The organism is Pseudoalteromonas sp. ABE4_541 (genome assembly GCF_056312285.1).
The window spans coordinates 1-20,800 of the sequence record NZ_JBSVEM010000005.1; the positions used below are offsets into that span (position 1 = coordinate 1).

The 20,800-nt window shown below is 41.7% G+C and carries 22 protein-coding genes; 10 read left to right on the forward strand and 12 right to left on the reverse strand.

Annotated features, from left to right (window positions below):
- Positions 1–186: 186 nt before the first annotated feature.
- From ACW689_RS06315 to ACW689_RS06325, 3 genes are all read left to right on the forward strand, one after another.
- Positions 187–1,158 (forward strand): transposase, encoded by a 972-nt coding sequence (locus tag ACW689_RS06315; protein ID WP_476289458.1) that lies wholly within the window; start codon positions 187–189, stop codon positions 1,156–1,158.
- A 474-nt stretch (positions 1,159–1,632) separates the two neighbouring features.
- A complete protein-coding gene (locus ACW689_RS06320; RefSeq protein ID WP_476289460.1) occupies positions 1,633–2,154 on the forward strand; it encodes a hypothetical protein in 522 nt (173 codons plus the stop codon).
- A 240-nt stretch (positions 2,155–2,394) separates the two neighbouring features.
- The gene (locus tag ACW689_RS06325) at positions 2,395–3,018 is read left to right on the forward strand and encodes a hypothetical protein (RefSeq protein WP_476289462.1); all 624 of its coding nucleotides are present in this window, start codon (positions 2,395–2,397) and stop codon (positions 3,016–3,018) included.
- A gap of 69 nt (positions 3,019–3,087) precedes the next feature.
- Here ACW689_RS06325 and ACW689_RS06330 read toward each other — a convergent pair whose 3' ends face one another.
- From ACW689_RS06330 to ACW689_RS06350, 5 genes are all read right to left on the reverse strand, one after another.
- Positions 3,088–4,032: a heme-binding protein gene (locus tag ACW689_RS06330; RefSeq protein ID WP_476289464.1), complete on the reverse strand. Its 945-nt coding sequence runs from the start codon at positions 4,030–4,032 to the stop codon at positions 3,088–3,090.
- Positions 4,033–4,245: 213 nt separating this feature from the next.
- Positions 4,246–4,638, reverse strand: a complete 393-nt coding sequence (locus tag ACW689_RS06335) for a SpoIIAA family protein (protein WP_476289466.1) — start codon at positions 4,636–4,638, stop codon at positions 4,246–4,248.
- Between the two features lie 292 nt (positions 4,639–4,930).
- Positions 4,931–6,421 carry a dipeptidase gene (locus ACW689_RS06340; protein ID WP_476289468.1) on the reverse strand — a complete coding sequence of 497 codons (1,491 nt, stop codon included), beginning with the start codon at positions 6,419–6,421 and terminating at the stop codon, positions 4,931–4,933.
- Between the two features lie 101 nt (positions 6,422–6,522).
- The gene (locus tag ACW689_RS06345) at positions 6,523–8,292 is read right to left on the reverse strand and encodes a DUF885 domain-containing protein (protein ID WP_476289864.1); all 1,770 of its coding nucleotides are present in this window, start codon (positions 8,290–8,292) and stop codon (positions 6,523–6,525) included.
- A gap of 318 nt (positions 8,293–8,610) precedes the next feature.
- A complete protein-coding gene (locus tag ACW689_RS06350; RefSeq protein ID WP_476289470.1) occupies positions 8,611–9,780 on the reverse strand; it encodes a lactonase family protein in 1,170 nt (389 codons plus the stop codon).
- A gap of 462 nt (positions 9,781–10,242) precedes the next feature.
- Between ACW689_RS06350 and ACW689_RS06355 the strand changes: the two genes are divergently transcribed.
- On the forward strand, positions 10,243–10,413 hold the full coding sequence (locus tag ACW689_RS06355) for a DUF2986 domain-containing protein (protein ID WP_476289472.1): 171 nt from the start codon (positions 10,243–10,245) through the stop codon (positions 10,411–10,413).
- On the opposite strand, the gene ACW689_RS06360 is transcribed toward ACW689_RS06355, so the two are convergent.
- Complete coding sequence (locus tag ACW689_RS06360; protein ID WP_476289474.1) at positions 10,410–11,309, reverse strand: hypothetical protein; 900 nt, start codon at positions 11,307–11,309, stop codon at positions 10,410–10,412. The two genes, ACW689_RS06355 and ACW689_RS06360, sit on opposite strands and share 4 nt — an antisense overlap.
- 124 nt (positions 11,310–11,433) lie before the next feature.
- Here ACW689_RS06360 and ACW689_RS06365 point away from each other — a divergent pair, with 124 nt between their 5' ends.
- The gene (locus ACW689_RS06365) at positions 11,434–11,664 is read left to right on the forward strand and encodes a hypothetical protein (RefSeq protein ID WP_476289476.1); all 231 of its coding nucleotides are present in this window, start codon (positions 11,434–11,436) and stop codon (positions 11,662–11,664) included.
- Between the two features lie 375 nt (positions 11,665–12,039).
- Positions 12,040–13,740, forward strand: a complete 1,701-nt coding sequence (locus ACW689_RS06370) for an alkaline phosphatase D family protein (RefSeq protein WP_476289478.1) — start codon at positions 12,040–12,042, stop codon at positions 13,738–13,740.
- A 6-nt stretch (positions 13,741–13,746) separates the two neighbouring features.
- Here the strand turns inward: ACW689_RS06370 and ACW689_RS06375 are convergent, their stop codons facing one another.
- Positions 13,747–14,379 (reverse strand): hypothetical protein, encoded by a 633-nt coding sequence (locus ACW689_RS06375; protein WP_476289480.1) that lies wholly within the window; start codon positions 14,377–14,379, stop codon positions 13,747–13,749.
- A gap of 145 nt (positions 14,380–14,524) precedes the next feature.
- Between ACW689_RS06375 and ACW689_RS06380 the strand changes: the two genes are divergently transcribed.
- Both ACW689_RS06380 and ACW689_RS06385 read left to right on the forward strand, forming a co-directional pair.
- Positions 14,525–14,974, forward strand: coding sequence for a carboxymuconolactone decarboxylase family protein (locus tag ACW689_RS06380; protein WP_476289482.1), 450 nt, complete (start codon positions 14,525–14,527; stop codon positions 14,972–14,974).
- Positions 14,975–15,001: 27 nt separating this feature from the next.
- Entirely contained in the window at positions 15,002–15,781 is a 780-nt protein-coding gene (locus ACW689_RS06385; protein WP_476289484.1) for a helix-turn-helix domain-containing protein, read from the forward strand.
- Between the two features lie 50 nt (positions 15,782–15,831).
- Here the strand turns inward: ACW689_RS06385 and ACW689_RS06390 are convergent, their stop codons facing one another.
- Complete coding sequence (locus ACW689_RS06390) at positions 15,832–16,242, reverse strand: GFA family protein (RefSeq protein ID WP_476289486.1); 411 nt, start codon at positions 16,240–16,242, stop codon at positions 15,832–15,834.
- 279 nt (positions 16,243–16,521) lie between these two features.
- Between ACW689_RS06390 and ACW689_RS06395 the strand changes: the two genes are divergently transcribed.
- The gene (locus tag ACW689_RS06395; protein WP_476289488.1) at positions 16,522–17,136 is read left to right on the forward strand and encodes an NAD(P)H-dependent oxidoreductase; all 615 of its coding nucleotides are present in this window, start codon (positions 16,522–16,524) and stop codon (positions 17,134–17,136) included.
- Positions 17,137–17,218: 82 nt separating this feature from the next.
- Here the strand turns inward: ACW689_RS06395 and ACW689_RS06400 are convergent, their stop codons facing one another.
- The 3 genes from ACW689_RS06400 to ACW689_RS06410 form a co-directional block, all read right to left on the reverse strand.
- Positions 17,219–17,422, reverse strand: coding sequence for a DUF7661 family protein (locus ACW689_RS06400; RefSeq protein ID WP_476289866.1), 204 nt, complete (start codon positions 17,420–17,422; stop codon positions 17,219–17,221).
- A gap of 279 nt (positions 17,423–17,701) precedes the next feature.
- Positions 17,702–18,259: a hypothetical protein gene (locus ACW689_RS06405; protein WP_476289490.1), complete on the reverse strand. Its 558-nt coding sequence runs from the start codon at positions 18,257–18,259 to the stop codon at positions 17,702–17,704.
- A 523-nt stretch (positions 18,260–18,782) separates the two neighbouring features.
- Positions 18,783–19,046 (reverse strand): TIGR03643 family protein, encoded by a 264-nt coding sequence (locus ACW689_RS06410; protein ID WP_476289492.1) that lies wholly within the window; start codon positions 19,044–19,046, stop codon positions 18,783–18,785.
- A gap of 202 nt (positions 19,047–19,248) precedes the next feature.
- Here ACW689_RS06410 and ACW689_RS06415 point away from each other — a divergent pair, with 202 nt between their 5' ends.
- Positions 19,249–20,106 carry a LysR family transcriptional regulator gene (locus tag ACW689_RS06415; protein ID WP_476289494.1) on the forward strand — a complete coding sequence of 286 codons (858 nt, stop codon included), beginning with the start codon at positions 19,249–19,251 and terminating at the stop codon, positions 20,104–20,106.
- A 2-nt stretch (positions 20,107–20,108) separates the two neighbouring features.
- Here ACW689_RS06415 and ACW689_RS06420 read toward each other — a convergent pair whose 3' ends face one another.
- The gene (locus ACW689_RS06420) at positions 20,109–20,606 is read right to left on the reverse strand and encodes a hypothetical protein (RefSeq protein WP_476289496.1); all 498 of its coding nucleotides are present in this window, start codon (positions 20,604–20,606) and stop codon (positions 20,109–20,111) included.
- Positions 20,607–20,800 lie beyond the last annotated feature (194 nt).

A 20,800-nucleotide genomic window follows, 5' to 3' on the forward strand; every position in this document is an offset into this window, starting at 1 on the left:
AGCTTTGATCCTGCACTCAAAGGATTGAGGAAACCAAACGATGGCAACCGCCCGTAAAAGACAAATCAGTTTAACCGACACCAAATACTATAAAAAGAAACCAAAGACACCCACCACAAATTTGCGCCTTACTAAAATGCCGCCTAAGCTTTGATCCTGCACTCAAAGGATTGAGGAAACCAAACGATGGCAACCGCCCGTAAAAGACAAATCAGTTTAACCGACACCAAATACTATCACTGTATCTCCCGTTGTGTAAGGCGCGCGTTTCTGTGCGGTGAAGATAGATTTACGGGCAAATCATACGAGCACCGCCGGGATTGGGTTGAAAAAAAGCTCCTGATGTTGGGGTCTGTGTTTTGTATTGAGATCTGTGCTTATGCCGTGATGAGTAATCATACTCACATTGTTTTATATGTTGATGATAAAAAGGCTAAGCGTCTGTCGGATAAAGCAATTGTGATACGGTGGCACAAGTTATTCAAAGGCAATTGGATAACACATAAGCTCGTTGAGGGAGCGTCACTCAAAGAGTCGGAGCAGTTGATACTCGATGAGCATGTCGCCAAGTACAGGGAAAGACTCGCGGATATTAGCTGGTTTATGCGGGTACTTAACGAAGACATCGCCCGCAAAGCAAATAAAGAAGATAATTGTACAGGTCGATTCTGGGAAGGACGATTTAAATCTCAAGCATTACTGGATGAAGCCGCACTGGCTGCTTGTCTCGCTTACGTAGATTTAAACCCCATTAGAGCGAAAATCGCCGCAACACCTGAAACCTCAGACTATACAAGCATCAAAAAGCGCATCGACCACGCTAAGCAGGGAAAACAGCCAAAAAGCCTACTACGCTTTGCTGGCAGCCCTCGAAAACAGATGCCAAAAGGACTGCCTTTTGAGCTCAAATCCTATATTGAATTAGTTGAACTAACAGGCCAATGTATTCGCGCTGACAAGCGTGGTTATATCAACGAAGCGCAGCCCATTCTTACTCGAATAAATATAGAACCTGAGAACTGGATAAGACTCACTACTCAATTTTCTCGGGTATTCCGCGGCGCGGTTGGTCGAGAGCGGACAATAACCGCTTACTGCCAAACACTTCAAAAACGACGGCGCACCAATCTAACAAACTGCGAGCGCTTGTTGTCTTAGTCAGACAAACACTATCAACTAGAAATCTATAACTGTTTTAATTACAGCGCGTTGTCGTACGCGATAATCCGGTTTTGGTGTAAAGATACACTTGGGCGCTAAAAATGGACCTATCGAAAAACGTGTTTGTAACCTGTGATTGGAGTATCTTTATACGTTTTTATTTCACTTCCTCAGCTTGAATATGAATAGTGGTGGGTGTCATTTATTTTTGTTTCTTATTTGACCAAAAGGAACGTTTTGGGGTACATATACTCTTCCTAACGGCTATCGGTACACTATAAGCGGGACTTTAAAGAAAGAACCAAGCCCAATACTTGGCTCTATTACAATTCACCCAAAAATAGGGCTGGTAGTGATTAATTTGGAGTTAGATGAATAGAGCAGATAATAACTATGAAAATCAAGAAAATGGTACGCAATAGACGGCGCCCCTTCTTAAAGAGTTAGATCCTTTTTACGGAGTAATTATACATGGATATTTGTTTGATAAAGAACACTACAGAGATACAACGGCTAAGAGAACTTTACACAAGTACTTATTTTAATAGGCGGTATATTGGCTGGTGTGATGAGTTTGATAGACAGTTTGACAAAAACTCAGATTGGTTTTGTTTACCGGATAAGAAAGTATTTTGTCGTGTTACATACAAAGGAACTCAGGCTATACCAATCGATAAAGGCAACGAATCAATTATTCCAATATCTGCTGAAGTTTGTGAAATTAATAATTTTCTTTATCAAGAAGTGACTGAAGCAATCACGCTTATCGATTTGGTGTTTAAGGAACTAGAAAAAAGAGGGATAACGCAAATTTTTTGCATAGTCGACCCAAAGTTTAAAAAATCATATAACTTTACCACTAATATCTATGGATTTCAGAAATTTGGGAGTGAGCTTTCTTTTCCTGATGTGCTTCATAAGAAAACTGAAAGCAAGGTCATTTGGGATGTATTAGTAAAAAAGCGAACTGAAAGTGGTTTTTCACGAGCATAACAAGAGGCTTCGGCGCCAATAACTAATTTTAAATTTGTGGCGCTATGCACGAACGCACACACTCAAGCTGCAAGTAAAGATTATTGCCCATTTCGACATATTTCCGATAAAAATACATGTAGCCACATACATCAAATTAGGTCGTTCTCACCATACTTAGCCTGTGCTTTTAAGCGAAACTTTTAAGCACACAGGACTCCATCAAGGAGGTTTATTTACAGGTATAAGGAGAATAACGTTATGAAAAATATATTAACTTTTTGCTTAGCGGCATGTGCACTCTCCGCATCTGCTGTTCAAGCTCAAATATACAAACCGACTTTAACCCAAGAAGGTAACCAATGGCTGATCACCTTTCATGATGATCGCGCGTCTAACCATGCCCGATGGGCAACGCAAGGCCTATGTTTCTACTACGTTGGGATGAATGGCACCCACGAAGTCTATCGCTGGGTATCGAATACCTATCCAAATTGGAATGGGGTTGCAGAAAAAGAAGGCGACCAAGTCTTCATGTACGGCGACTTTTGGAATGAAAGAGGACACGATGGCATGGAGTGGGAAATGGTGACTCAAGTTAGGGATAGCCGCTCTGAAATGGGCGCAGGCCATTGGCATGAATGGGTAGAAAACACCAAGTTTGGCAGTTTTTGGTATTTTGGTAATGCCCATTTTGAACGCAAAGGCTATTGCAGTATCAGCCGTCAAAGTGCCAAGTCTACGATACAGACAAACGGTGAGTCATATGACGATGACATCGGTTTGCAATTATCAGAACAAGCACTTGAGAAATACAGTAACTTAGAGCAGCCAACTGATCCTGAGGGAAATTTACTTTCACCAATGGGTCAAGTTGAAAAGTAAAGCCACACTTATAATGAGTATTTAGAATAAAACGAGGCAGCTCGCGCTGCCTTTTTTGTGTTTAATAAGTTAACTTGATTGCTTTTCAAGGGTATTGATACTGATATGTGGCCACTTGATCAAGCCTTGGCCGTCAGGTCGCTCAAAAAACTCCAACATCACGGTTTGCGAGTATTGCAACAGCATTTTTGGCTCACCATTAGGTAGCTTTTCATTTAACTCGTAGATCCAAAAAGTTGAGCTTACTTCAGTTGCATTAGCTTGTTTAGTCACAAATGGAATGTTGTTTACACCGCCACTTGCCAAGGCTGAATCGACTTTAAGCTGGGTGACATTGGCGATTTTACCTTGTTGATAAAATGGCATGATCGCCTGCTTTAAAAGGTCATTTGGTTTGGTTGGGTCAAATACATTTTGAAATAGGTGCTCATGAAAATGTAAATACGGATGTAAATAAGGGTTAGCAAGATCCTGATTAACACCAATTGGTAAACCGCTGATATTAGGAATATCGAACCCTGTTTTACTTTTGGCACTTTGGCCCAATGCCATTACAGAATCACCATGCGGAATGCTCGATAAACGGGCAATATCTAAGTCCCCTGTAATGTGATCTTTCATATGCAGCCACAAACCGGGCTCGTGGTGTATTGCTAGCCCCGCATCGCCAGCTAAACCAGACTCTGGCGCATCGGCTGCGGCAATTTGGTCAATCGCTTGTACGTAGTCAACCGTAAATACTTCTTGGTCGCCGTTTAAGCCTCGGTTTGGTACATTTTTATCAACCAATTGGAATGTTAACACTTCATTGTATTGGTTGTTTAAAAGACGGTAGTCGTGAGCGCCTGTTGGAAATGGTAAAGCTATCATATTCCAACCATGGCCTTTAAACTGTCCAGTATTTTCCCAAACTCCTGGTAACTGTGCCAAAGGACCCAATACTGGCTCAGTGGTCGATGTGATCTCAAAAGCACGTTTTGAAACTTTTTGCTCTATTTTACCTGCGTTAGACATGTTCCCTCCTAATAAAAGTGCGTCTTGCTACATAGGCTCTTTAGGTTTAGTCGAAAACTGACGGGTTGTGAATTTATGTGAGGCTACAAGTTAGATACTTCATCGATATGTCATATTTCAGGGCACAAGTAATCAATGAGTTACCCCTAAAAGAGGAACAAATATCCACCGCTTGAGTTAGGCTTAATATCATAGGTGTTGTTCGCAACCTTTTTAGTCTTTTTCTGAACGCTCTAGTAACCAAGCTTTTGCTTCGTTTATTTCAGTAAAAGTTTTAACTTCAGCATCCATAAACCATCCCGCAACCTTCATTAACAGCTCTTGCCAGCCTTTTGATCCAACAACAGCGACACGCTCAATATTTGAACCATATTTTACGCCCAGCTTTAAATCGTCCCAAGCGGCTTGCAGCTCCCAACCTTCTAATTTGGTTACGTCGGCCAACACCTTAATACGAGGGTGTTCAACATGCGCAAAAGTGGCATCTATGATGGGCATCATGGTTAGGTAGTCTTCATGTGTCAACTTACCAAACGCTTTTACATGCATTAAAAAATCACCGTATATGCGCTCTATACCTAACGAAATTCCGTGCTGCTGAGACATATAATTTCTCCAAATTAAATAACTTCAGCCACATATCAGCGAAATTGACCAATAAAACTATTTCGCTCACTCTGTTCGTTATTATCACTTGTAATGGCGTGGTTGAAGTTAAATACCATTTAACGAGTCTGCATATTAAGGTAGACACCAGTGCATATTTACTCAAGTTATAATCAGTGCTGCTTTGATATGGCACAAGCTTTAGGCATATTTGACGTTAAAAAGGAAAGTGAGATGAAGTGAATAAATAGCTCAAAAAGCCTCACAGTCATGCAAGGCTTTGAATTACATGTTACATGTTACCAAGCTCAATCATCATTGCCGTATACATGTGTAAGTTAAGCTGAAGTTGCTCAGGCGTTATGAACTCATGCTCAGAGTGGCCTGTATACTTTTTACCCGGCATTGATGGACCAAAACTAACTGCATTATCAAACAGCTTTGCATTTGTACCACCACCAATTGAAACAAATCCCGCCGTGTCATCTTGTGTATAATGCTTAAAGATGTCTAAGAGTTTTTGCGCGTGTGGTGCACTGTCTAATAGCATCGGCTCACCAAGCGCCACTTGGACATCCACTAAATTGATTTGATTATCGGCCTGCCAAGTTTTGATCGCTTCGTCAATTTGCATCTCTAGTAGTTGAGCCTCTTTACCGACAGGTCTGCGTAAATTCACTGATAACGTGATTGAGTCGTTATCCCGAGCAAGTAAAGTGGGAGCCACAGTCATTGGGCCCATAAAATCATGGCTATAGGCAATATCGCCAAACTGCTCACCATAAAGACCGGTACCAATGAGTTGGTTTATAAACTGTAGCGCTTGTCCATCGGCATTGTTTTCAAGCTTTACCCCTCTAAATAGCTCTGCTAGGTAAGCAATAGCATTGACGCCTGACTCGGGCTCTGACGAGTGTGCAGAAACCCCTTTCACGCTCACCTTTACAGCCCCATGCACAGGTGTAAACTCAACCTTAACTTGGCTAAGTTGCTGTGCACTTGTTTTGATTTTCGCAAGTAAGTTTGGCGAGGCGTTGTGCAGCACGACGCTAGCATCTTCAGGTATTTGGCTTTTAAATGCACCGCCTTTTAAATCACTCACATACACATCTGTGCGCGCAGCCTTACCTATAAATGTTGGTTCGATTAAACTCCACCCTTTTTCTGCCACCACAACGGGGTAGCTAGCATCAATGGTGATTGCGTACTTAGGCTGCTCATAAGTTTTCATAAATTCTTTGAGCGGCTCCCAGTCCGATTCCTCCGCTAAATAGATCATCAGCTCTATGCGGTTGTTCAGTACAACGCCCTGATCTTTAATTGCTTTCATCGCATACAGTGCGGTGGCAATGGGGCCCTTATCATCTTCAGTACCACGAGCTATCAGCTTACCTGGCTCAGAGCTGGCGTCTAACATAAACGGGCTTTTTTGCCATTTACTGGCATCAGCGGGCTGAACATCACCATGCGTTACTACCGTGACTTTATCGCGTTGTTCACCTAGGCCGATCAGCACAGTATGGCCCTTGTCTTGATAATCTAAGCCAAGTTGCGCCGCCTTAATGCGCAGAAGTTGTTTAAAACCAATAAACGCCGGATTTTCTCGTGTATCTAACCCTTCTTTATTCACGGTTGGAAACGACACTAAGTTTGCCAAGGTATGAATTTGTGCCTGTTGATAATTATCTAATGCATACTGGGCAACACGAACACTGGTTTGATCAAGATTGGCATGACTGCCCATCGTCATAAAAAGCGCACCAAGCATAGAGAGTTGTTTCATATTTGTTCCTGTCAATTTGAACATCTAGCCAACGGCGAATTCATCGCCATAAACAACAAAGGGGCTATTGCCCCAATGTAAAAACCAAAAAAACTTTGGAGCTAGGCTTTTTTCTGCTCACTCACCCAGTTTTTTACGTCTTGTTCCACAATCGCTAACGGACGCGCGCCTTTAAGTAAGACTAGGTCGTGGAATGCCTTAATATCAAACTTATCGCCCAACTCTTTTTGCGCCATAGAACGTAATTCAACCAGTTTAAGCATGCCTAGCTTGTAGCCAAGCGCCTGTCCAGGCCATGCAATGTAACGATCTATTGCGGCTGTTACATCGCTCATTGCCGTTCCTGTCGCCTCAGCAAAATATTCAATTGCTTGCTGGCGAGTCCATTTCTTATAGTGCAGGCCTGTATCTACCACTAAACGCGCAGCACGATATACTTCCGCTTGTAAACGCCCTAAATCACCGAATGGGTCGTTTTCATACATCCCCATTTCATAGGCAACCAGCTCAGAGTACAGCGCCCATCCTTCAATATAACCATTGAAAGAGGCGTTTTGACGCATAAGGCCAATATCGGTTTGTAATAAGTTAAGTGCAATTTGGAAGTGATGCCCTGGTACAGCTTCATGATAAGTCAGTGTTTTTAATCCAAAGCTTGGTACAGCCTTCATATCTTTTAGGTTGATAGCAAAAATACCCGGGCGACTACCATCTAGCGATGGGCCATTGTAATAACCACCTGGTGCGCCGGCTTCAACGGCTTTAGGAATACGTTTAACTTCCACTTTTTGCGGTGGCAATGTAGAAAACAACGAAGTCGCTTTCTTATTAATCGTTTCAATTTCACCACGTAAGAATGCCAGTAACTTTTCACGTCCTTCATCACTGTCTTCATATAAAAAACGTTCTTCTTCATTGAGTTGCTTCATTCTATCGCCAACGCTGCCTTTGCTGTAACCGTTCGCTTTTAGAATTTCATCCATACGTTTAGTGATTCGTTCCACTTCTTGCAAGCCAATATTGTGGATTTGCTCCGCACTCATATCTGAGTCTGCTAAGTAGGTGATCGAATGTTGATAAAATGCCTCACCATTTGGTTGTGCCCAAATGCCTACATCCGTTGGCGCTTTATCTTCAAGCGCTTGCATATCCGCAGTCACTTTTGCAAAAGCAGGATAAATTTTATCTGCAACTAAACTCGCCGCTTCACTCACCATTGTCGATTTTTGCTCATCTGACATCGCATCAACAGAGGCAAGTTTGTCAGCAAATGAACTTACCAACGGGTGCTCTTTTGCACTTGGCGCTGTGAATTTATTCAAATATCCCAACGTATTTGCAAACAGCGGCTTCGGTAAAATAACCCCTTTGCTCGCGTCAGCCGCTACTTTAGAGCGAACTTGTTCAACCATAGTGCTAAACGCAGCTAAACGTTTTAGGTAATTTTCAGCATCGTATTTAGACTCAACACCATGCTGGTCTTTCAATACATTTGGGATATCGACCAGCGGACCTGATAACTGATTGACAATATAAGGTAAGTGACCACCCCAAGTATCGATGTAACCCGCAGAAAACTTACTATCACCCGCATAGTAACGTGCTAAAACTTCATTCACTTCAACATGCAATCGCTGCTCGTCTGTTAATTGCGATTGTTGTAACTGCTTGAGCTGCTCCGCCGCTTTGCTCATCTCTATTTGCAAGGCCTGCATACCAGCTAATGAGTAGTTAGGTAACTTGGCTGCGTACTCTCCATATTGTTCAACGGGTAATTTTAATGAAGTCGCAAGCGCAGGCTCATGAGCAATAAATGCTTTTGTATAGCTATCCACAACAGCATCGACTGACTGCAACTTTGCATCTGCCATCACTTCTAGTGCTTCAGATCTCGAAGCGTTAGTAACGGATGTTGTGCTCTCAGATGAGCAACCAGTTAATGCAACAATAACAGCAATACTTGCTAGGCTAGGCTTAAGAAAACCTGCATTTTTCATAATGTGACTCCATAAGTAACGTGAAAGGCAACCGTCTTATTTTAATTGGTATTATGCGGTTGTGATGCTTGTAGCAAAGCAATAGCATTTTTTGCGTAAAATATACAGTAGGATGCGCTTAACGGCCCATATTATTTGGCGCATGAATAAAAAAGATTAATTGTTAAACATCCCCGTGTGAAACAAGCGTGTTTATGGCGCTTTAATCAACAAAATGGAGTCTGATATAGCAAGCGTGATCAAAAGCGTATCAGGTTGTATACCAAGCGCTAGTGAGCTAACACTTTTGATTTGCTTATTGGCAGTATTGAGCGTTTGCTTAAAGCTTAATTGTCCATCCTTGGCAATGTTAAACAGAATAATCCCCTCACCTTGTTCTCCAGCTGCAAACAACACGGTGTTATCATGCGATAATAACAGGCTACTTGCCCCCTTTAATGCTGCTTTGGCCACAGTCTGGACATGCTTATAGCGACCCGCTTGCTGACTAAACACACTAATTGATGCATTGGCAGAATTTGCCACATATAGGGTTTTTGCATCGCCAGACAACGTCATTTTTTGTGGATTTTCGAACATGGGTGTCGCAGCATTACTGTTGTCGATTTGCTGTAAAAAGTCGAATTCACCGAGTGTGTTTCGACGATAAATCGTTAATCGATTACCTTCAAATCCAAGCACGAATAAGTAATTGTTATCTTGCGATATAACAACATCGATTGGGTTACCCAGTGGCTGTTTGTGTACCGGTAACTTTGATGCAAATACCAGTTTATTATCTTGTAACTTAAACCTAGCAACCACATCACTCTTATAACTGGCGACAAAAATATCTTTTTCGTCAACTGATTTTACGATTTGCCAAGCCCCTAATAACCCGTATGTATCAGCGTTTTTGAAATCATTGTTTGATTTAAATACTTGTTCAACAGGCATGAAATTGCTTATCACTTGAACTTGCTGCAATACTTTAGCGTTATCATTGGCAAAAACGCTCAGCGCACCATCGTAAAAGCTCACCACCGCCAAACGTCGTGCTTGACTTAGTTCAACGAGGCTAGCCGCACCTTCAAGATATAAGCCCTCATCCCTATTACTTTTTATGACCTGCCTAAGTGTTAGATAGCCCTCCGAGTTCACATCAAAAACTGCCAGTGAATTGTCATCTCCACTAGCAACGTACGCTTTGTGACTATCATGAGAGAGCACAACCGCTCTTGGGTTATCTAAGCCATCAACGTCATTTACCCCATCAGTTAAGCTTTGTAACACCTCCAATGTGGGCGCTTCTATGCCATAGGCACTCGTAATAAGCACTGAAAAAGAAAGTATTAAATATGATATTGAGCTTTTAATATACATACCGCAATGAATCCAACCTGTATGGAGCAATAAAAGTTAAGTAATAAGTTAATAATTGAAAGGTGAGTATATTATAAAACATAAAGAGATGGAGCGGTCGCACATCCATATACCAACCGCTGGTATCTGAAATTAACTGTTTTAAGCGAAAAGTGAGATGCAAAATTAGATATCGAGCGTGCCTAAAAACACCCACAATGAGAAGCGTTAAAATACTTTTTCTGGCTTCAAGACGACCCACTTACAACCTAAAACAGGAACTAACATAACACCAGCATCACATGGTGGCAACAAAATAACCACAAAAAACACACCTTATCGTACCTCTTGTAACACAAAACTCATTTGCTCATGCATTCAGCCAAGATGTCTATCGTTCAAGTTAGTGCTAACAGCGTTTTTCAGTGTTGTTCTAACTTGTACTGAGGTAAACTAGCGCCTCATTAATAATGAGCTGTGAAAATGAACCGCAAAAAGAAAATCTACGAAACCTTAAAGAAAAAAGACAAACGCGCTAACGCCAAACTCCACAAAAGCAACAAACCTCGCTATATTTCCAAAGCTGAACGCGAGAAAATGGCAGCTCAGCAACCACTTTGTGAGGAATCAACGAGTGAAAACACCTGTGATTAATTGCCTGCGTTTTGTGTCAATTCAGCCAGCACATCGTCGTTAAAGGTATTATTTTTCAACAAATCTTTTAGCTTTTGGTCTGCGTTATTATAAACCGATAAAATTTGCTGAGCTAACTGCCTGTGCAGATCTGACTTCGCAGATTTTGACTGATAATACTGCAACATAAGTCCATCTGCTGCCATGCTACGCACATACTCATTTTGTTCCTTCTCCATGATTGAAACAAAACTATCGGCTATACGAGCATCCGCCAGCGGTGTGTTTGTTATCACTTCCAGCGCCTGCACTTTGATTTTTTCGTCGGAACTGTGCTGTGCAATTTTTAGTATCGCATCTACTGTATCATAGTTGTAATGGCTCATTTGCGTTTTATTCAACACATACATGTTCATTTGCAATTGTCCCATTGCCGATAATCGTTCCACTGCCGGCAAACCACTATTTAAGACCTTTGCACTCAAAGACTTATTCACTTGCTCTGCATACTCAGGGTCCGTTTTTAATTTAATTTCATAGTCTTGTGGTAAGCTTTCATAAAATGCGTAAGCAGGATCTTGGTTGCGCATTTCCTCACGTTCTTGCGCCTCTTTTTGCTCAATCACATTCAGTACAAGCTGCTTAAGGTCAGGGTGATTGCCACTACTCACAGCTGGACTTTCTAATGCTTGCTGCTCTAGTTCAAAAATACGTTGTTCCAAGCGTGCAATATGCTCATTCAGCTCTATCACCGTCGCAGCATTGTCACTGATACTTTTCTCATTAGAAGTAGACTGAAACACCTCAGCCTCGATAGGAACTGGTTTTTTTGAAGGGGCTTGTACGAAGTTATACACAGACAAAGTCAAAGCACTAACAGAAAAAAGTATTGTCGAGTAATAAGTTCGATTGGACATGTTCATTCCTATGAAAAGCCTGTTTTTAAAGGCGCAAGTATACCTGATCTGAAAATCAGGGTACACATCATAGAAGTGAAACAGCCAATGTGAACAACAATTTCGTAATGCACTTGCATGTAGTATGCAACCCGTTGGCTGGGATGCACTTATTCAACAACTTTTCAGTACACCAATTATTCGTATGGAAACAGCCCATCAATACGTGGAAGCAGCGACGGTGATGCTACAAACAGGCATTTTAGAAGTGAAGCATGTTAGTAGCATGCGCAACATGCCAGTGCTTGAATGCCCGCTCGTATTTAAGCTTTGGCAGCAATGGGAAGATATTTTGCTAACCAGCGAGCCTGCGTAAGCACGCTCGCCCACATGTAACCACATGATCCATATAATCAATCATTGACTCAGCAAAAGTCGGTTCTTGTCTTGCAATGTGATAAGCCACAACACTTATCAGCTTGATTTATAGACATGACAAATATGCGACTCAAGTCATGTACCTGAAATAGTTCTGCAAGCATTCGATCACACCACCACTCTAAGATGTCGTCTTCAACACGGAAGACATGACTTATCAGGATGAATTTTTTTGCTTGAACTTGGCGTTAACTGGCACGCGTGTATTAGTAATTTAAACCAGTAAACACTCAGCAGCTCAATTATTTATAACAAATAAGCAAAGCGGCTGCTAATCAAACAAGTTCGGGATTGTTACTATTTGGGAATAAACATGAAAAATCTTAGCGGTATGCTTTTAGCTATATTGCCAACACTGGCAGTAGCGCAAGTCGATGTGCATTATGAGCAATGTAAAACGAGCTTTAATTACTTAGGTGCTGATTATCAAGGTACAACCAATAAAAACAATGATGGCAGTCAATGGTGTTACCTGAAAAATGCGCAAGCTGGTAACTACTGGGGCAATGTTAAAGTCGAAACCATCCCTGAATTTAAAACTAAAAGCGGCAAAACCTGTCGTGCACCTTCAAGCTATCAAGGTGAGCAGTTTTATGGCTGTAGCTCTCGAAATCACACCACACCTTGGTGTTATACAAGCGAGAGCGAGTGGGAAGAATGTGATGTTGCTGAACCTGCTGAAATGCTTAGTCACACTCATCCAAATCCTAATAAGCGTCTAGATAGAGTGGCGCTCGGCTCGTGCTTTAAAACCAAAGGCGATATGCCTGAAGCACTCGCCCGCTTAATTGGTCAGCAACCGGATTTATTCTTGTGGCTAGGCGACAATATCTATGCAGACACCACAGACATGGGCATCATGCGTAGAAAGTACAATGAGAAAAAGCAAAATGAAGATTATCATGCTTTTCTCGAAGCCAAGATCCCAGTAATGGCAACGTGGGACGATCATGACTATGGTCGCAACAACGATGGAAAACATTACCCTGAACGCGAAAACGCACAAAAAGAGTATTTGCGTCACTTTGACGTGCCACAAAGTGACCCGCGTTTAAATGGTCAAACCGGTATTTACGAAGCCAAAATGCTGGGCCAAACTGGTGAACAAACCCATGTGATCACATTGGATGCCCGTTATTTCCGCTCACCCACCTTTGATAACTACGGTAAATGTGAAGGCGACCAAAGCACCATATTAGGTGAGGCACAATGGCAGTGGCTCGAGCAAGAGCTTGCAAAACCCTCTGAAATCAAGCTAATTGCAAGTGGTATCCAAGTATTACCCCCTCTTTACCAAGGCCGCAGCAAGTCAAGTTACTGCGCATATGGCAACGGTAAAACATTCAATCAAGCCATTGAGTCATTGGGTGAAGCCGATATGTCAGGCACCAGCTATGAGTCATGGGCGGAGATCCCAAGCGAAAGAGAACGCCTGCTGCGCATGGTGCAAAAGTCAATCAATGATGGCAAAACCAAAGCGGTGATCTTTTTATCAGGCGATCAACATTGGGGTGAGTTATTGCAAAAAGACATCCCTGCAAGTAGTGAGTTCGGTAATCAGGCCACGGTTTATGAAATCACGGCATCTGGCTTTGGTCAAAATTGGCCTTATCACATTGAAAACCCACTGCGTCTGCCTGTTTACGCCGATACCAAAGGCGATGGCAAATTCACCAAGCAATGTAAATTACCGTTCAGCTATGCAGGGGTCACTTATCAAGGTTGTATCACACGTGATCACAACAAGCCATGGTGTTACACCGAGGGGGATGACAATGGCAAAGGCGTTGCTGGTCAATGGGGTAACTGCGCGGCAGATGGTGATAAGATCCCAACAGGCTATGTTGGCAAAGTCAGCGCAGATATGAGCAATCTAACAACCAGTAACCGTCACTTAATCAATAAGTCGGGTAGCAACTATGGCATGTTAGATATTGATTGGAAAAACCGTACCATAAAAATGTCGATTGAAACGGCTGATGAAGAAGCGGTTTCAACCATCATCACGTTCTAAGTACATTCACTTTTGCGGAGCCTTTGTTGAGGCTCCTACTTCTCCATTTAAAGTAAGGTGCAAGTCTGTCATGGCTTTTCTGGAGTCCTCGCTGAGTTGTTCAATAGTCAGCAAGCCTTTTTGATAATCAATTTCTAGCTCTAACACTCCTTTTAGCGTAGACAAAGTTGCAACATAACCTGCCAACCTATCTGATGTTTTTGATAGCTGCTTCGCCACAATGTTCAAGTTGACAATGGTACTCAAACTGTTCGATGAAATATTTTTACTAACAATAGGTAACACAAGAATAGCATCGAGGTACGCAAGCGTTGGTGGCGGGTTATTTATGTAGGCTTTTTGTATTTGCGCTTGTTCCTCTATCGTCGCAATATAATCTAGCAACCCTTGTGAGTAGTCAAAGCTCGCATCAACCGTCTCCTCTGCTGCACTGAGTAATTTGATCATATCAGCCTTTTCAGCTTGCTGTGCGTGATAGTTACTAATGCTAATCGCAACGAGCACCCCGACTAACGTCGCCAGTAAGGTCAACACATAATTAACCCCCACATTGTGACGCTCAATGACTTTTGAAAAACGAGGCAAAAAAGCAAAACCACCACTTATCACCAACACCAACGTCAAAATCACATACAACATTAATTTATCCCTTTAAATAAAACGATTGGAATACTATCAAAATCGTTCATAAAACCGAATTTTTTTAAAACATGTCGTTTTTTTTCAAGAATTTTCATGAGCTGACACCCTAGACTGATGTGGTTAACAAAAAAGGAGAAATACCATGACCACACGCTTAAATTACTTTGAACTCGTACCCGGTGCGATGGATATTTTAATGACTCAAGAAAGCTATTTAAAAACACAATTTGAGAACAGTGATACTTTATCAGTGGCGTTACTTGAATTGATTAAATTGCGTGTATCACAAATCAATCAATGTGCATTTTGTATCAACATGCATAGTAAAGATGCCATGGCACAAGGTGAAAGTGCTGAGCGCATAATAGGGTTAAGTGCATGGCGAGGTATGCCGTTATACAGCGAAGTTGAGCGCAGCGCACTATTATGGGCGGAATTATTGACTGTTGAGCAACATGTCTCTGAAACAGATTTCGAAAGTGCGAGAAAATGGCTGCCCGAGAAAGATTTAGTGAATTTGACAATCGCAGTGAATGCGATCAATAGTTGGAATCGAATGAGTAGAGCGTTTAGCCCGAGTATTTCAAAATAAACGACGCTCGATAACAAGGACGACGCCGTGAGCTCAGAGTTTAATTTTCGTATATTCAAGCCAAAGAGAATATTAGCTGATTACATTCAAGCTATCTGGGTGGTAAGCACTCACGAAACTGAACCTGAGCCTGTGCTTCGCTACCTAAATAGTGACGGCTGTACAGGCATACTCTTTAATCTTGGTGGGCCTATCCAACTCAGTGAAAATAGCCTACCTTGTGGGGTCATCGCACAGCCTATTAGTACTAAAACTGAGTCAATTCGTTTGCCTGCCAATAGCTGTGTTGTTGGCGTACGATTTCATCCGGCAATCGGACATGCTATTGTCGGGGATAACTACCAACAAGCAACCCCAATTGACCCCACGCTAGAACACAATCAAGCTTTTAGAGCGATATACAACACACTTAAGCAAGTGACCCAACCATACGCAAAGATAGTCACCACTTACCGGTGGCTATCAGATAATTTATCACTCTTCCGCTCACTCCCGCGTTCGCTAAAACAAGCGATTGATGCGATGCAAACATCAATTCATGATGAAATACTCAGTGTAAATACCTCAATTAGCCAGCGACAACTCGAAAGGCAGTTTAAAAAGTGGTTAGGGATCACACCCAAACACTTTCAACGTGTTATGCGCGTCCATCACACGCTCAATTCATTACGCAAATTTCCCTCGCTGCCGCTAGCCCATATTGCCAACTTACATGGTTTTACTGACCAAGCTCACATGACCCGAGAGTTAAAACAAATTGCTCAAATAACACCGAAGCAATACAGGCTGCTAAGCAGAAATACATAACTTGGGCGTCACGGTGTAATACAACAAAACCAAGAGTGCAATTTACCAGCTTAATCGTTCCCACTGCCATGCGCATGGGAGTGTTGCACACCCTCACCGGCGATTTCATCCCAAGGTGCTTTTGAATCAACAAACAAATGATGAGCCACTTTTAGATTTTCACCACCTTTAACTATGGAGCCAACAGGAATGTACATACGCTGCTCGTCATTGTCTCCGGGCATTGGCGTGCCACATATTTGGCAAAAATAGCAATGCCAATCGTGTTTAGGCTTTCGCCAATGGCGAAGCGAATCCAGTCCCTTTTCCCAATTAAACAGCTCTTTTGCTACGATAACCACAGCAACCCCCGCACCGCCGCTGGCAGTTTGGCAAATTGAGCAATGACATAGGTACACATCTGTGACCTCACATTGTACCGTAAACGCAACAGCCCCACAGTTACAACGTCCCAAAACCATTTCCATTCTCCTTACTCAGTAAAGTTTTAGAGATCCTGACATCCGTCAGGATAACGAAAGCGTATGTTGAGGTAATTTTGCTTTTCTAAATCTAGCTACATCGTTGAACCTATTTCGCCATTTTGAATTTGTTTCTGAATCTCATTACCTTAAACGAGCTCATTACTTATTCTACTTAGTTTATTTAGTCCCTATAAAAGCGCATTTAACCTCAAATTGCTATTCATCTTCGCCACAACTTGGTATTTATTGAATGTCTTATTTTTGCGAGAAGTTAACGTGAACGTCCATTTAGTTGTAGCTCACCCAAATCCACATTCATTCAACGTTGCTCTGCATAAAACCGCATGTACAACTTTGGCACAAAATGGTATCTCAGTCATTGAGTCAAACTTGTACGAAGATAACTTCAACCCGGTTATTAGCCATCACGATATACCTAATTTACCTAAAGAAAACTTCAACGTAGCAAAAGCACAACGTTGGGCACTTGCGCACAATGGTTTTGAATCTTCCATAAAACGTGAGCAAGCCAAACTGGTCGCTTGCGACGTTTTGATATTGCAGTTTCCATTATGGTGGTGGTCATTCCCCGCCATTTTAAAAGGCTGGATTGACAGAGTCCTCACCTCTGGCTTTGCATATGGACAAGACGCAACACTACTCCCTAAAAAAGTAATGTATTCACTGACTACAGGTGGAGCGAGTAATGATGAAGAACGCGCATATTATCAAACCAAAATAGATGGATTATACCAAGATGTGTTTGGTTTTATGGGTTGGGAAGTGCTTACTCCTTTTATTGCCCATGGAGTACAACAAGAGTCTGCCGAAGAACGAGCTGAATTACTGAAAGAATACCAACAGCACCTGCTTGATTTAGTGGTGAGGTAAGTGTTTTTGGGTGGTTAACTCACTGCTAAAACGCACGACAGTACCAACCCACATATGAGCAATTAAAAAAAGCAGCCCCTAGTTAACCTGTTAGCGGCACAACTTTATGGTGTTTATCACTTGATAACTCATGGTAAATATCGTCAAGATACTGTGCAAATTCACTCGGCTCGAGTGATTGCGCAAGCACAACGTCATAAACTCGAACACGCATACCGGTTGCTGATTCTTTAAGCAACTGCCATTCGCCTGCTATTTTTATAACCGACATTTGCGTGCCAAACAGTGGGCGTTATTAGATCAGAAAAGAGGCGGGGGTTAAAGCCTTTTTACAAAGTGCGATCCCGCCGTGGGTTGAAATATTACCAGATGCCATACACCGAGTTTAACCCTGTATGCCCTCTACCCAGCCTGACAATTTGTGCCACCCAAACTGGTGCAATGTATTGAGTTTTTGGAGCGATGGTTTGATGATGATTCAATTTAGGCGTCAAAAAAGCATAAATTTGAAGTGAAAGGTGGAGGCAACACTCTGTCACCACCGTAAATAAAACCGAATTAAAATTTAAGCCCTTTCGCGTCTGTCTTTGATGTATTCTTTCAGTTCTTTAATTGGATAGACGGCAACCGCCGAAACAATGACGAAATTACAAATCCAACCAACAATAACATATGCAACATTTAGTTCATGATAGTCATAATACCCTCTTGCTATCAATTGCGTCAGCTGGAACATCATAAATACGATTGTCGCGTAAGAGCATTTTCTTGCTGCAGGTGAAAACGAACAGCCTCGAATAAGGTGCAAGCAAAATACTGTCGCGATAAAAGAAAAGTGCATAATCATTTTGCTAAGATAGAACAATCTTATTTTTGCAACCTTCTCCATCTCCAAAGACAATATGTACAAATCAATTTCAGTATTTGCGAAGTGAAATACCACAACACAAAATGCAGTTAAAAAGCATGAATGCAATTCATGATGCTGAATTGATTTTAGATCTTTTCTGCCACCAAAAAATAAAGACCATCTTAACTTAGTAAACTTTTTTACAAGAAAGAGAACAATAAATAATTCAATGGCTTTTAGAAACCAACCCATCACATATAGAGTTTCATTCATGCTTATTCCTTATTGAAACTATCCTCTAACACCTTTTCGAAAAGTAGAATAGGGGCTTAAAATAATGCATAGCCTGGGGCTGAAGAGTATCGTCTCCTCCACCTCTTACCTGCTGACTTGTTGTATCAGAAAGTTCTTTTAACTTTTTAGATTTTACTTTTAGTGAGGTTTTCATAGTCCAATTCCTTAATATGAAGCTGGTATACATCCCTTACCTCGAATCGCGCCAAATATTAATAAACAAAACTCAAAGTATCAACAATTAGTTTACTTTGAATCATCAAGCACTTCATCAGTAAAGTAAGGTATACATTGTTAGTGTCTTATACTCGCCGCTAGTTTATTTTACAGCAAGTGAGGCTATATTACTGTGTTGCTTTACTTTCAACAAATTCGTATGAATTTATTTGTAACCAATCCGTTATGAATAATTAAGCCGTGAGTTTTTGCTTGTACCTATTTGAAATATAAATAAATTTATACTCCAAATAGGTACAGTGAAATTTACGCATGACAGGTTTGTTTAATGAACTCTACACTTTCGGCGCTTATATTGAGAAGGGCAATAACCCCGAATCACACTAGGGTTCCGCAACTTTACATGCTTAGTTGCTCGGCTATTCACCCGCCTGCGCCACAATTTAGAGCTACTTGCCTTTAACTCTTGGCGCATAAAGCGGATCACTTGTGATTCGTTTAAACCAAACTGTTGCTCTATGGCTTCAAAGGGGGTTCTATCTTCCCATGCCATTTCAATCATTCGGCTTTTCTCTTCATCTAACCACATTCCCTAACCTCCAATGATACCTTTGACATACTAATACGATGTATAGCCATTAAAGGCTTGCTCCGCACCTCAATTTAGGTTGGTTATAGGAAACACAAAATACGACATAAAAATATTTATATCTAAAAGTACCCAAATAAAGCCCATTGCAATTATAGTTATGCTATTCACAAAAAAGTTACAATAAATGCAAAGGAATAAAATGCGACCGTCTTTTGATGATCTGGCTTACTTTAGTGAGGTATCAAACACCCTCAACTTGTCACGTGCCGCTCAGCGGCTTGGGATCACGCAACCAAGTATGAGCGCGGCCATAAAACGGCTTGAGCACATGTTTGATACACAACTGCTTGTAAGAAGCCGAAATGGTGTAAAGCTCACACATGCCGGTAAAGCACTGGCGCAACATAGCCGTAAGTTTATGACCGAGTGGGAACAGCTTCATTCTTGCGTGACTCGATCAAGCGCCGACATGGTAGGTACATTTAGCATTGGCTGCCATCCGTCCGTAGCACTCTATACGCTGCCAATTTTATTGCCTGCATTAAAACAAAAATATCCCGCTTTAAGGCTTAACCTAGTGCATGACCTTTCTCGCAAAATTACCGAACAAGTCGTCAGTGGTGACATCGACTTTGGGCTAGTCATTAACCCAACTCAACACCCAGATTTAGTGATCCACAAGCTCTTTATGGATGAAGTGACTCTTTGGCAAAGCCAAGTGACACCTTGCTTCCAAACACAAAACCGCTGTAGAGTTTTATACTGCGACCCTAACCTAAAGCAAAGTCAAACATTGTTAAAAATGCTCGACTTAAGTCAATTTCAAATTGAATATTCCAATAATTTGGAAGTGATTGCCAGCTTGGTCGCTAAGGGTCTTGGTGCAGGCATTTTACCCGAACGAGTTGCTAAAAAATGCGTGACGCCATTGCGTCGTCTTGAAGAAAACAACGCAATAGTGGTCGATGAGCTGTGTTTAATTCATCGTTTTGATATTCAAAATAACATGATTGGCCAAAGCCTTAAGTTCGAAATAAAAAATGCCTTGGCCGAATGATGCTATTGGGCGTCGTTCAAATGCTGACAGCTAACCGCTGTCGTGATGGCGTGCACATCATAATACGTCGACATGCGATCAAACACATCGCCAAAAGTAACGCCATCTTTTGTGCTGATGGTGACATACGTCATGTAATATTGGGTGAAATAATTAAATGCGTAGAGTACCCCATTGCGAGTAACCGAAACCGGCACAAGCTCGTAAACGCCTTGATCGGTGCGATATTCCGATTTAACCTCAATATGCTCTAACAACTCCTTGTAATACCGCTCAGAGCTGTTAAAACCATTGAGCGCAATACCAATACCGCAGTTACCACCACGTAACTGTGGATATTGTACGCTAAACCTGACTTGTGATTTACTGGAGTCCAATGTTGCAAAGTTGCTACTGGCGTCAAACCAATCTCCAGGCCCCGCTAAGGCGGGTAGCGTCAATAGACTCGCAACGAGCGGTAACGTCACTTTCTTTAGTGTGTGGCCAACCCTATGTGCCATAAAAATACTCCTTACATGTTGTGATTTATCACCATCATAAAAAGAGTCAGGCTCAAGATAAAATAGGAATTTGCAATGCGTAGCATAGTGATTATCTATGGCAGTAAAAAAGTCAAAATGAAGGGTAAAGCTACTTGAAATTTAAAGTATGGGGTTACGACGAAACATGTTCAACCCCACCGTATTGCATGCAT

Excerpts from the sequence above, each read along its gene's own strand:
- ACW689_RS06325 (WP_476289462.1), top strand. The coding sequence starts at position 2,395 with ATGAAAAATATATTAACTTTTTGCTTAGCGGCATGTGCACTCTCCGCA.
- ACW689_RS06405 (WP_476289490.1), bottom strand. The coding sequence starts at position 18,259 with ATGAATGAAACTCTATATGTGATGGGTTGGTTTCTAAAAGCCATTGAA.
- ACW689_RS06330 (WP_476289464.1), bottom strand. The coding sequence starts at position 4,032 with ATGTCTAACGCAGGTAAAATAGAGCAAAAAGTTTCAAAACGTGCTTTT.
- ACW689_RS06390 (WP_476289486.1), bottom strand. The coding sequence starts at position 16,242 with ATGGTTTTGGGACGTTGTAACTGTGGGGCTGTTGCGTTTACGGTACAA.
- ACW689_RS06345 (WP_476289864.1), bottom strand. The coding sequence starts at position 8,292 with ATGGCAGATGCAAAGTTGCAGTCAGTCGATGCTGTTGTGGATAGCTAT.
- ACW689_RS06350 (WP_476289470.1), bottom strand. The coding sequence starts at position 9,780 with ATGTATATTAAAAGCTCAATATCATATTTAATACTTTCTTTTTCAGTG.
- ACW689_RS06370 (WP_476289478.1), top strand. The coding sequence starts at position 12,040 with ATGAAAAATCTTAGCGGTATGCTTTTAGCTATATTGCCAACACTGGCA.
- ACW689_RS06420 (WP_476289496.1), bottom strand. The coding sequence starts at position 20,606 with ATGGCACATAGGGTTGGCCACACACTAAAGAAAGTGACGTTACCGCTC.
- ACW689_RS06415 (WP_476289494.1), top strand. The coding sequence starts at position 19,249 with ATGCGACCGTCTTTTGATGATCTGGCTTACTTTAGTGAGGTATCAAAC.
- ACW689_RS06355 (WP_476289472.1), top strand. The coding sequence starts at position 10,243 with ATGAACCGCAAAAAGAAAATCTACGAAACCTTAAAGAAAAAAGACAAA.
- ACW689_RS06365 (WP_476289476.1), top strand. The coding sequence starts at position 11,434 with ATGCAACCCGTTGGCTGGGATGCACTTATTCAACAACTTTTCAGTACA.
- ACW689_RS06380 (WP_476289482.1), top strand. The coding sequence starts at position 14,525 with ATGACCACACGCTTAAATTACTTTGAACTCGTACCCGGTGCGATGGAT.
- ACW689_RS06315 (WP_476289458.1), top strand. The coding sequence starts at position 187 with ATGGCAACCGCCCGTAAAAGACAAATCAGTTTAACCGACACCAAATAC.
- ACW689_RS06340 (WP_476289468.1), bottom strand. The coding sequence starts at position 6,421 with ATGAAACAACTCTCTATGCTTGGTGCGCTTTTTATGACGATGGGCAGT.
- ACW689_RS06375 (WP_476289480.1), bottom strand. The coding sequence starts at position 14,379 with ATGTTGTATGTGATTTTGACGTTGGTGTTGGTGATAAGTGGTGGTTTT.
- ACW689_RS06320 (WP_476289460.1), top strand. The coding sequence starts at position 1,633 with ATGGATATTTGTTTGATAAAGAACACTACAGAGATACAACGGCTAAGA.
- ACW689_RS06410 (WP_476289492.1), bottom strand. The coding sequence starts at position 19,046 with ATGTGGTTAGATGAAGAGAAAAGCCGAATGATTGAAATGGCATGGGAA.
- ACW689_RS06335 (WP_476289466.1), bottom strand. The coding sequence starts at position 4,638 with ATGTCTCAGCAGCACGGAATTTCGTTAGGTATAGAGCGCATATACGGT.
- ACW689_RS06360 (WP_476289474.1), bottom strand. The coding sequence starts at position 11,309 with ATGTCCAATCGAACTTATTACTCGACAATACTTTTTTCTGTTAGTGCT.